This is a genomic window from uncultured Turicibacter sp. (genome assembly GCF_938044715.1).
GTDB lineage: Bacteria > Bacillota_I > Bacilli_A > MOL361 > Turicibacteraceae > Turicibacter > Turicibacter sanguinis.
Genome location: NZ_CALIOS010000101.1, coordinates 1 through 11,143, shown reverse-complemented (window position 1 = coordinate 11,143; position 11,143 = coordinate 1). Strand labels below are relative to the sequence as shown.

The following is an 11,143-nucleotide window of genomic DNA, read 5'->3' as shown; positions in this document are numbered from 1 at the left end:
CACTGAAATCCATTGTCACTACAGAATCACTCAGATGAAAGCCCACATTCTCAAAACCAAACCTGCGGTGGACAATTCCCGAAAAAATGTGCTCTCCAAAATAATCAGTTTTCTTAAGCTACCAACATTGAGCTGATTATATTCATCAAAAGGTGTAACCATTGCCGTAATAACCGGACCAAAACTATTCATTCTTCTCACATCCTTCTCATTAAGTTAAGTTACAGTGCAAGAAATTAAGAGTATCCTCAAGTTTCATTGCACTCACATAGTATGTTTCTTCTTTAGGCGAACGTTGTTGATTAATCAAACTGACTCGCACATAATTTTCCTCTTTTTGATAACTAATTTTATTTTCTGTTAAGTAGTCTTCTACGACTTTCTCATCTTGACTGGAAGCATACCAACAAAGTCCGTGTTTAGTAAGTGGCTGACAATTAATAGGAGTGGTCACCCCTACTAATTCATAGCGAGTATAACCCGTTTTATAAGCTAGACTAATACTACTAATTTCCTCTTCTACGACATAAGTTCCAATATGATCGGCTGTTGTTGATCGAAGTCGAAGTTTAACATGATTTTGTTTAGCAAGTTCAACTGCCTTTAAATGAATAACCTTAGCACCTCTAGCCGCTAATGCAATTAAGTTATCATAACTTATTTTCTCTAATACCCTTGCATTTTTAACTAATTTTGGATCAGCAGTCATAACACCTTCAACATCTGAATAAATATCAACATAAACGGCATGGAGGGCTGCTCCGAGTGCAACGGCTGACGTATCACTTCCACCTCGACCAAGCGTTGTGATTTCATTTTCTGATGTGGTTCCGACAAATCCTGGTACAACCACTACTTGATACTCTTTTAATTGACTTAACAAATAATCCGTTTCAACCTTTTCAATATTTGCATTACTAAAATTTCGGTCTGTTTTAATTCCAACCTCATTTGGTGCTAAGGCACAAGCCTTCAAGCCTTCTTGTTGTAAAAAATCAGACATCACAATACTTGAAATTACTTCACCACAAGAGATAAGACGATCACTTTCCTTTTTACTTAGATGATAAGCAACGAGTGATTTTAACGTATCTGTCGCGTAGGGGGCTCCAACTCGCCCCATAGCTGACACGACAACAACTACTCTATATCCAGCATTTACTTCCCGTCTAATATGTTTAAATGCCTCATATCTTGTTTTTTCATCACAAACTGAAGTTCCACCAAACTTTAAAACCACGATATCCATTTCAATCACCTAACAATCCATGACGATGCATATAATAAGCAATTTGAACACTATTTAGAGCTGCTCCTTTTAGAATGTTATCCGCAACAATCCAAAGATGAATCACATCGTCTTCAAATAAATCCTTCCGTATTCTTCCTACATAAACATCATCGTGATGCGCTAAATAATAAGCCATCGGATATTTTTGAGATTCAATCTCATCATAAAGGACGACATCCGATGAGTTTTTGAATAAATCCATAATTTCTTGGCGATTTTGAACGGGACCTTTTAGCTTCACAGTCGCACAAACACTATGTCCATATCGCACGGGAACCCTAGCACACGTTGCATTGACCTTAAGACTTGAATCGCTTAAAATTTTTCGTGTTTCATTAATCATCTTAATTTCTTCTTTGGTGTATCCATTCTCCATAAACACATCAATCTGGGGAATAACATTGTGTGCCATTTGATAATGAACTTTATCTGATCGGGTCGGTAAAATTTGTGGAACATAATCATCTTGTTCCAACTCTTGATTATATTCATATAACGCTTTGGCTCCCGCACCTGAAATCGCCTGATAAGTTGCTACATTGACCGATTCAATGCCGTAAACATCCATTAAAGGTTTTAAAGCAACCACTAATTGAATCGTTGAACAATTTGGATTAGCAATTAACTTCATTTCATGAGTTAAAACGTCTGCATTTACCTCGGGAACCACGAGTGGAATATCTTGATGCATTCTAAATGCACTTGTATTATCAATGACGACAGCACCTTTAGAAACCGCAATCGGTGCAAATTTTTCTGACACACTTCCTCCAGCACTAAAAAAAGCAAGATCGATTCCATCGAAAGAATTTTCCGTCAATTCTTCAATGATGAGGGGTTGCCCTTTAAATACCATGCTTTTCCCAGCCGAACGGCTTGATGCCAATAACTTTAATGAAGTCACCGGAATAGGATAACGTTCTAATGTTTCAACCATACTTTTTCCAACTTCACCACTTGCGCCTACAATCGCAACCGAATATCCGTATCGGTTCATTCTTTATCTCCCCTTTTTATCAGCAGTCGCAATATAATTGGTTAAAAAGCGGAAAAGATAATAAGCTGCTGTTTTAGGAGCAACAATACTTGGAAGCGATCCAGCCAATTCTGCCTGTATTCCGATTTGTTTTGCATAATCAAAGTCGACTCCACCTGGTTTACTACTTACATCAATAATATAGCAATCTTTTGGAACATAATTTAAAGCTTCTTCATCTAACACCATAGCTGGAACAGTATTTACAATCACATCATAATGTTGCAAATCTTCAACCATTAAATCAATATGAATAGGCGTTAATCCCATTTCAAACAATCTCGCCTCGTCTTTTTTCTTTCTAAAGGTCACGGTGACATGCGCACCTAACGCTTTCAAATCTCTGGCAATGGTTTGACCTGTTCTACCTGCCCCAATCACTAATATTTCAGCTTGATGAATCGTTATTTCTGTGTTTTTAATAATATTAAAAATAACGCCTTCTGCTGTTGGAATAGAATTATAAATAGCCACTTCATCATAGTCAAAAATTACTTCACATTTTCTAGGGACAACTTGAAGCAATTCAACTAATTTCGGGTATTTAATTGGGGTTAAAATGGTACAATCTTCGGGTAAACTCAAGAGCACTTCTTCACTTAATCGCAAATTGGTATTTGCAATTTTCCCACTTGCACTAATTCCTCCAAACGGCAAAATAAAATAACGAGTTTGCTTTAAAATATTAAAATCAAAACTCAATGATTCCGGATGATACTCAACTAAATCAAGTCCACTTTCTCGAATAAAACCAGTTAAGTAATTCATTCGCTTATCATTATTAATAATTAAAATCATTATCTATCACCTACCTCAAGTTTTCTTACGTTGTATTTTATGACTTTTAACCCCTAGTGGTGACAGTAATCGAGGTTCTTCTCTACTTATTGCTTTCAAAGAAAAAGAGCCTAATTTTAAAAATTAGACTCTTTTTTTCACCTTTTATTTTGTACATTCTGGACGAGTTCCCGCTACCATTTCATCAACTGTTTTAAATTGATACCCTTTTTCTTTTAACTGATTAATCATTGGCTCTAAAGCAATGACCGTTTCAGGTTTAGGATGCATTAAGATTAAGGTCCCAGGTTCAACCTTACTCATCACACGATTAATCATTTGATCAGCACTTCCTCCCATCCAATCAATGGTATCTGCTGTCCAAAGAATAGTATACATCGATTGATCCGCTGCAGCCTTTAGGGTTCGATCATTAAACTCACCACCAGGAGGGGCAAAATAAACAATTGGTTCATTGATAATTGATGATAACACGTCATTCGTTTTCGTGATTTCTTCTACATATTGCTCATATGTATATCCTCCCCATTTTGAGGGATGAGAATACGAATGATTTCCAATTAAATGTCCATCTGTATATAATTTAGAAACCTGATTTTTATGTTTTTCAGCATAACGACCTTCAACAAAGAAGTTTGCTTTTACCCCTAGTCGATCCAAAATCGTAATCATTTTATCTAGTTCCTCTTCACCCCAAGCTACATTTATTAATAAAGAAACATAATTCCCTTCTTCATTTCCTTTGTAAATGGGTTCATTTCTAAAATCTTCTGGACTATTTTGATAAGGGATACTTTTACACATTAGTAAAGATTCATCAAAACTTCCATTTAATAACATATTATTATAAGATAATTCATAATCTATCTCTGCTCCCATCAATCCCGGAACAAATTTAAACACAGAATCTTTTCGTGGTTCAACCGGATCTTGACGGTGATTTTGCATGTAATCCATCAATTGAATGGAAATTTCATCATTCATATTGGCAACGGGGGATGATTTTTGAAAAAAATTCAAACTAATCACAATGCTAACATACCCTACGATGGCGAGTAAGGTTACGATATTTTGTTTCATTTTCTGACACCTCTAATTTTATGACAAGTATTTAACATAAATCTTTTACATTTTACCCAAAATAAAGTTAACCTATACTCAAATTATTTTTTCACATTCTTAAAAATACCTTAAAAAATAAAAAAAGTCCTATTGTATCCCCTACAATAGGACTTTTTGATTAAGCTTGCTCTGCCGCTTGTTCTTTCATTGCTTCTTTACGTGATAAGTTAACACGACCACGCTCATCCACTTCTGTTACTTTAACTAAGATTTCATCACCAATAGCTACAACATCTTCTGTTTTAGCAACACGTTCTTCAGCCAATTGAGAGATATGAACTAATCCATCTTGTCCTGGGAAAATTTCAACAAAGGCACCGAATTTTTCGATTCGTACCACCTTACCTAAATAAATTTTACCGACTTCAACTTCACGAACAATATCTTCAATCATTGCAACGGCTTGATTAATGTTTTGTGAGTTGTCATGTAAGATGTAAACTGTTCCATCTTGCTCAATATCAATTTTAACACCTGTTTTATCAATAATTTCATTGATTTGTTTTCCACCAGGGCCGATGACATCGCGGATTTTATCAACTTTAATTGTAATGACTTTAATTTTTGGTGCAAATGCAGATAGTTCTTCACGCGTTTCAGAAATAGTCCCTAACATATGGTTAAGAATTTGCATACGTCCAACTTTTGCCTGTTGTAAGGCTTCTTCTAAAATTTGACGATTTAACCCTTCAATTTTAATATCCATTTGAAGAGCTGTTACCCCTTTAGCTGTTCCAGCCACTTTAAAGTCCATATCTCCTAAATGATCTTCCATTCCTTGAATATCAGTTAAAACGGTGTAATTTTCACCTTTTTTAACTAATCCCATCGCAATCCCAGCAACTGGTGCTTTAATCGGAACTCCAGCTGCCATTAAGGCCATTGTGGAAGCACAAATTGAAGCTTGTGATGTCGATCCATTTGATTCTAAGACTTCTGATACTAAACGAACTGTATATGGGAAGTCTTTTTCAGAAGGCATGACTTGTTTTAATGCGCGCTCTCCTAAGGCACCATGTCCAATCTCTCGACGACCTGGTGCCCCGTAACGCCCTGTCTCTCCTACAGAGAATGGAGGGAAATTATAATGGTGCATAAAACGTTTTGTTTCTTCTACTTCTAATCCATCTAACATTTGATGCTCATTTAAGGCACCTAATGTACAAACTGATAAAGCTTGCGTTTGTCCACGTGTAAACAACGCTGATCCATGTGTACGTGGTAATAAATCAACACGTGAAGATAATGGACGAATTTCATCAATCTTACGACCATCTGGACGTACTTTTTCATCAGTAATTAAGCGACGGACTTCTTCTTTTACAATTTTATTTAAAACTTCTTTTACTTGCTTTAATTCTTTGTCACTTGCTTCTTCTGATTCGAATACGTCTAAAACACGTGCATTAACGGCGTCAATTGCTTCTTGGCGCGCATGTTTTTCAACGACTTGAATCGCGGCTAGCATGTCTGCTTCTGCCATTTCACGAACACGTGCATTAATCGTCGCATCCACTTCATATAGGTTTAAATCCATTTTCGGTTGTCCAATTTCAGCCACAATTTGCTCTTGGAAAGCAACAATTTGTTTAATCATCTCATGACCAAACATAATCGCCTCTAACATATCTTCTTCTGGAACTTCTTTTGCTCCAGCTTCAACCATGTTGATCGCATCTTTTGTTCCAGCAACCGTTAAATCAATATCTGACTTCTCTAATTCCTCTACGGTTGGATTAATAATAAATTTTCCATCTACTCGACCTACAACAACTCCCGCAATCGGTCCTTCAAATGGAATATCTGAAATTGATAAAGATAATGATGATCCAATCATCGCTGCAATGGCAGGCGAATTATCGTGATCAACACTCATTACATAGTTAATCACTTGGACATCGTTACGGAATCCATCTGGGAATAAAGGACGAATTGGACGGTCAATTAAACGTCCTGATAAAACAGCATGCTCACTTGGGCGTCCTTCACGTTTAATAAACCCACCTGGTACTTTTCCAACAGCATAAAGACGCTCTTCATATCCAATTGTTAATGGGAAAAAATCTATATCTTTAGGTTCTTTTGAAGCAACACAAGTTGATAAGACAACTGTGTCACCATAGCGTACTAAAACCGAAGCATTCGCTTGCTTTGCCAATTCCCCAATTTCAAATGAAAGGGGACGACCAGCCAGTTCAAACGAATAAACGTGTTTCTCTGACATATTATATTACTCCTTCATATTCTACATTTATATTTATTCTTTTCTATCATACCATAAGCAAATAATTTTACGAAATAATTTTTTTCATAATCATCCCTAATTTGCCAAGTTCGTCTTTTTTTTGTTTTAAAAGTGTTTTATTCTGCCTTTTTACTTCAATCTAGACAATTTTATTATTCTCAACTGCTTATTAAATTATCACGAGTTATGACATACGGTGATCATAAAAAAAAGAACCTTCTACCGAAGGTTCCTCTTTTATTATCGACGTAATCCTAAACGCTCGATTAATGAAGCGTAACGGTTGATGTCTTTGTTACGTAAGTAAGTTAATAAGTTACGACGTTTACCAACCATACGTAATAATCCACGACGTGAATGGTGGTCATGTTTGTGCTCTTTTAAGTGTCCGTTTAAACGGTTGATTTCAGCCGTTAAAACTGCGATTTGTACTTCTGGAGAACCTGTATCTCCTTCGTGTACTGCATAAGCTTTGATGATTTCTTGTTTTTCTGTTTTAGAAATAGCCATTACTATTACCTCCTAATATTTTTTCATACGCCTTATACCAAGCAAATCGCTGGAGGAGCTAAAAGCATAGAATAAGGACTTTTTTATTGTATCATAATTTTAAATTAATTCAAGTCCTATTTGAAATATCCTCTGACCGTTTTACGATCATGATTTAACTGTGTCATCAAGGCTTCAATGGAAGAAAAACGTTCTTCATCACGAAGACGATGATAAAATTCAACCTTCATTTCTTGACCATAAATATCTTGATTAAAATCTAAAATATGAACTTCAACCGACACATTATCGATAAAATTAAACGTTGGATTATGGCCGATATTACACATTCCAGCATAAGATTGCCCCTTCACCCAAACTCTAACGGCATAAACTCCATTTTTAGGAATAATATAGGCTTCAGTCGTTGCGACATTTGCAGTTGGGAAACCAATTTGTCTTCCCTTTTGTTGTCCACTAATCACTGTTCCACAAAGCGTATACGGTCTTCCAAGCATTTCATTTGCTTTTTCAATATTTCCAACAGCTAAGTAAGACTTGATTTCAGTTGCTCCGATTTTTTCTCCTTCAATTTCTTTTTTATCCGTTACATTTAAGCTGAATTTTTCTGGGTATTGTCGAAGTAACTCCACTGAACCTTCTCCCTTCTTTCCAAATCGAAAATCAAAGCCGGTCGAAACGTGCTCTACCTTCATCTTAACTAAATAACGTTCAATAAAATCTATCGCTCTAAGTGATGCCAACTCTTCATTAAAAGTTAAAATCATTAAATAATCAACTCCAAGTTCCGTTAATAAACGAACTTTTTCAGTTGGTGGGGTTATCAAGTGTTCAGAACTTAATTTTTTCAAGATCACATTTGGATTAGGTGAAAAGGTCATCACAGCACTTTTTAATCCATTTTTTTTAGCATATTCAATCGCTTCTTTAATCACTAGTTGATGCCCAATATGTAAACCATCAAAATACCCTAAGGCTACACTTAATCCCTCTTCTGAATTAAAGGATGTTTGATTTAAATTCAAAACTTTCATTTTACTCACTTCCTAAAAGAATCCCCTTACGGATTTCATGACTGGTTTCGACTCGTGCTTCTCATACACGGCTAAACATTGCCCAGATTGACTAAAAATTGCAAATTGAGGAGTTTCTATATTTCCAACTTGTTCAGGATGTAATTGAACTCCATTTCGAACTAACTTTTCAACCCAGTGATCAACCGTTACCTTTGGAAAATCTTCAAAAGCTTGTTCAATCGTTAATAAACTTAAGGACTGATGCTCAACCTTTTCTTTTAATTGATCGATCGATAAACAATCTGAAATTTTAAAAACACCAGATGCAATACGTCGAAGGTGTGACATATGAGCTGGATATCCTAGCTTTTCACCAATCGTTACGGCTACTGTTCGAACGAATAACCCTTTACTTCCTTTGACACGGAAACTAAATTTCACACAACCCGTTTGCTCATCTTGAATAACCTCTCCAAGTAATTCTAATTCATAAATCGTCACTTCACGACGAGGTCGTTCAACCGTTTGCCCTGCTCTTGCATATTCATATAGTTTTTTTCCATTGACCTTAACCGCTGAATACATAGGAGGAACTTGAATACTCGTTCCTAACATTGATTTTAATACCGCTTTAACTTCTTCTTTTGTAATCTGACGATGAATGGGTTTCGATTCAACGACTTCCCCATCTGCATCTTCGGTCGTCGTTGAAAAACCAATCGTCACCTCACCCAAATATTCTTTTTCATTTGCCGTTAAAAATTGCGAAATTTTAGTTGCACGACCGATGCAAAGTGGTAAAACCCCGGTTACACTTGGGTCAAGTGTTCCTGTATGCCCTACTTTTTTTGTCTTTAGCACTTTACGGACAATATTAACACAATCATGTGATGTCATTCCTGCTGGTTTATCTAATAACAATACGCCATCCATGCCTTCACCTCATTATTTCCTTTAAATCGATAATAAAAACTGCTCAAAAACTTCATTTGCCATCAATAAGCCACTTGGAGTTAGCCGGACATTTAATTCTTTTTGTTCTAAATATCCCTTTTGAATTAATTCTTCAAACGCTTTTCCATAAATCTCATCGATATTCACATCGTATTTATCACTAATCGCCTTTAAATTAACACCCTTTAATAATCTTAAACCGAGAAACATTTCTTCTTCAATCATTTCCTCTTTCGTTAACGCATGTGATTCTATCATTGGGAGCTTCCCATCTTTTAATAGCTCAATATACGTATTGATAGAACGAGTATTTTGATAACGCTGCCCCTTAACATAACCATGCGCGCCAAGTCCTACACCAATATACGTCTCATTTTTCCAGTACCACTGATTATGTAAACTTGGTTTAGATTTTGCAAAATTGCTAATTTCATCATGCTCATATCCCGCTTCTGTTAACGTCTCAATCGTCACTTCATACATCTTGGCTTCTATTTCATTATCTGTTAGCTCAATTTGATCTCTCATATAAGCTAAGTATAATTGAGTATGTTCTTCTACGATTAAGGAATAAGCTGAGATATGCTCCACCTCTAGTGAAATAACCTGTCTTAAATCATCTCTTAACTCATCAAGTGTTTGTCCTGGAATGGCATAAATCAAATCTAAATTAATATTTTTAATTCCACATTGTTTTAAGTTAGCAACCGCTTGAATAACCTCTTGAGCCTGATGTTTTCTTCCAATTCGCTTTAATAAAGATTCATGAAAAGTTTGAACGCCCAAACTAAATCGATTCACACCTTGAGCTTTTAAATATTGAATTTTATCACGTGTTAAATTTTCAGGATTTGCTTCAATACTAAACTCTTGAATCTGATTCATCTGGATCTGTTCCGTTAAAAAATCAAAAAGGGGTTGAATTTGCTCCACACTTAAAGCCGTCGGTGTTCCTCCCCCAATATAAATACTTTGGAGGTTTGAAAACCCAACGTTCTGTTGATACAGTTTCAATTCTTGAATCAATGCTTCGATATATTCAGCATGTCGTTGTCCTTTTGTTAAAAGCTTTGGAAAATCACAATATGTACAGATATGATCACAAAATGGGATATGTATATATAATCCTTTTGGCATACCGTTCACCATTATAAACGGTCTAACACGTTTAAATGAAGACGTTTAGCCATCTCACGTGCCATGATCATATATTCATCATTTAAAAATTTAGGATTATGACAATCAGAGTTAACGATCACCTTTGTCTCTTTAAATTCTGTTGCAATTAACGACCAGAACTTTTCAGATGGATAAGGATAACGAACCCCATCTTCATATCGTTTTTTCCCGCGTCTAAAACCATTTGCATTTAATTCTAAAATGACATCATATTGATTGGCAGCTTTTGCAATTTGACGAGTTGCTCTAATGCACGCCTCATCCCATTTAGGGTAAAGTGTCATAAAAACATCTGGGTGAGCTAGAATTTTAAATAAGCCAGTTGACATCGCTTCAACAATTTTAGCCGCATATAATTCAAGTTGCTCTGGTCTTGTAAAATGAAACGCATCTTGATATTTTCCATCTAAATAAATATAATGTTGAGCTAATACTAGATAATCCGTCTTTGCAGCTAAACTCGCAATATAATCATGAGTATGAGGGAAATATTCACATTCGAATGCCTTCAGCAAATGAATTTGTGGATATTTCTTCTGAGCCTCTTCAATATCATTTAAATAAATGTCTAAATCTTCAAACTCCATACGACGTCCCATTTCAGGGAAGTTTTCATAAGGAACATGACAACTCATTCCAAGTTCTGTATAGTTTTGATTTACCGCTTCTAAAACATAGTCTTCAACTGTTCCTTTAGCATGTTTACAACGGTCATGATGTGTATGATAATTAGTTAACATCTTCTCACCTTCTTATGTAGTCTCTATTAAACAGTTTATCCTAAGTTTGTCATAGTATAAACTAAGTTGCTTTTTATTATGGAAAAAGAGAGGTTTCCCCCTCTCTTAATCTTCATCCATTGATAAAACAGCCATGAATGCCTCTTGTGGAACCTCAACTGATCCAACTGACTTCATACGTTTTTTACCTTCTTTTTGTTTTTCAAGTAATTTACGTTTACGTGAAATATCTCCACCATAACATTTAGCTAA

Annotated in this window: 12 protein-coding genes; all 12 read right to left on the bottom strand. The window is 35.6% G+C overall.

The window, feature by feature from the left end; translation table 11 throughout:
* Positions 1-30: 30 nt before the first annotated feature.
* Complete coding sequence (locus QWC74_RS10205; RefSeq protein WP_288994007.1) at positions 31-192, bottom strand: hypothetical protein; 162 nt, start codon at positions 190-192, stop codon at positions 31-33.
* 19 nt (positions 193-211) lie between these two features.
* Positions 212-1,249: an aspartate kinase gene (locus QWC74_RS10200; RefSeq protein ID WP_006783329.1), complete on the bottom strand. Its 1,038-nt coding sequence runs from the start codon at positions 1,247-1,249 to the stop codon at positions 212-214.
* A 1-nt stretch (position 1,250) separates the two neighbouring features.
* Positions 1,251-2,288, bottom strand: coding sequence for an aspartate-semialdehyde dehydrogenase (locus QWC74_RS10195; RefSeq protein ID WP_006783328.1), 1,038 nt, complete (start codon positions 2,286-2,288; stop codon positions 1,251-1,253).
* Between the two features lie 3 nt (positions 2,289-2,291).
* The gene (locus QWC74_RS10190) at positions 2,292-3,125 is read right to left on the bottom strand and encodes an NAD(P)-dependent oxidoreductase (RefSeq protein ID WP_006783327.1); all 834 of its coding nucleotides are present in this window, start codon (positions 3,123-3,125) and stop codon (positions 2,292-2,294) included.
* Between the two features lie 144 nt (positions 3,126-3,269).
* Complete coding sequence (locus QWC74_RS10185; RefSeq protein WP_006783326.1) at positions 3,270-4,205, bottom strand: polysaccharide deacetylase family protein; 936 nt, start codon at positions 4,203-4,205, stop codon at positions 3,270-3,272.
* Positions 4,206-4,365: 160 nt separating this feature from the next.
* Entirely contained in the window at positions 4,366-6,471 is a 2,106-nt protein-coding gene (pnp, locus tag QWC74_RS10180) for a polyribonucleotide nucleotidyltransferase (RefSeq protein WP_006783325.1), read from the bottom strand.
* 261 nt (positions 6,472-6,732) lie between these two features.
* Positions 6,733-7,002 (bottom strand): 30S ribosomal protein S15, encoded by a 270-nt coding sequence (gene rpsO, locus QWC74_RS10175; protein WP_006783324.1) that lies wholly within the window; start codon positions 7,000-7,002, stop codon positions 6,733-6,735.
* A 116-nt stretch (positions 7,003-7,118) separates the two neighbouring features.
* A complete protein-coding gene (locus tag QWC74_RS10170; RefSeq protein ID WP_006783323.1) occupies positions 7,119-8,036 on the bottom strand; it encodes a bifunctional riboflavin kinase/FAD synthetase in 918 nt (305 codons plus the stop codon).
* A gap of 12 nt (positions 8,037-8,048) precedes the next feature.
* Entirely contained in the window at positions 8,049-8,951 is a 903-nt protein-coding gene (truB, locus tag QWC74_RS10165; RefSeq protein ID WP_006783322.1) for a tRNA pseudouridine(55) synthase TruB, read from the bottom strand.
* A gap of 21 nt (positions 8,952-8,972) precedes the next feature.
* Complete coding sequence (hemW, locus tag QWC74_RS10160; RefSeq protein ID WP_288994006.1) at positions 8,973-10,109, bottom strand: radical SAM family heme chaperone HemW; 1,137 nt, start codon at positions 10,107-10,109, stop codon at positions 8,973-8,975.
* An 11-nt stretch (positions 10,110-10,120) separates the two neighbouring features.
* The gene (locus QWC74_RS10155; protein WP_006783320.1) at positions 10,121-10,891 is read right to left on the bottom strand and encodes a histidinol-phosphatase; all 771 of its coding nucleotides are present in this window, start codon (positions 10,889-10,891) and stop codon (positions 10,121-10,123) included.
* Positions 10,892-10,996: 105 nt separating this feature from the next.
* On the bottom strand, positions 10,997-11,143 hold a 147-nt coding region (locus tag QWC74_RS10150), incomplete at its 5' end, for a hypothetical protein (protein WP_288994008.1).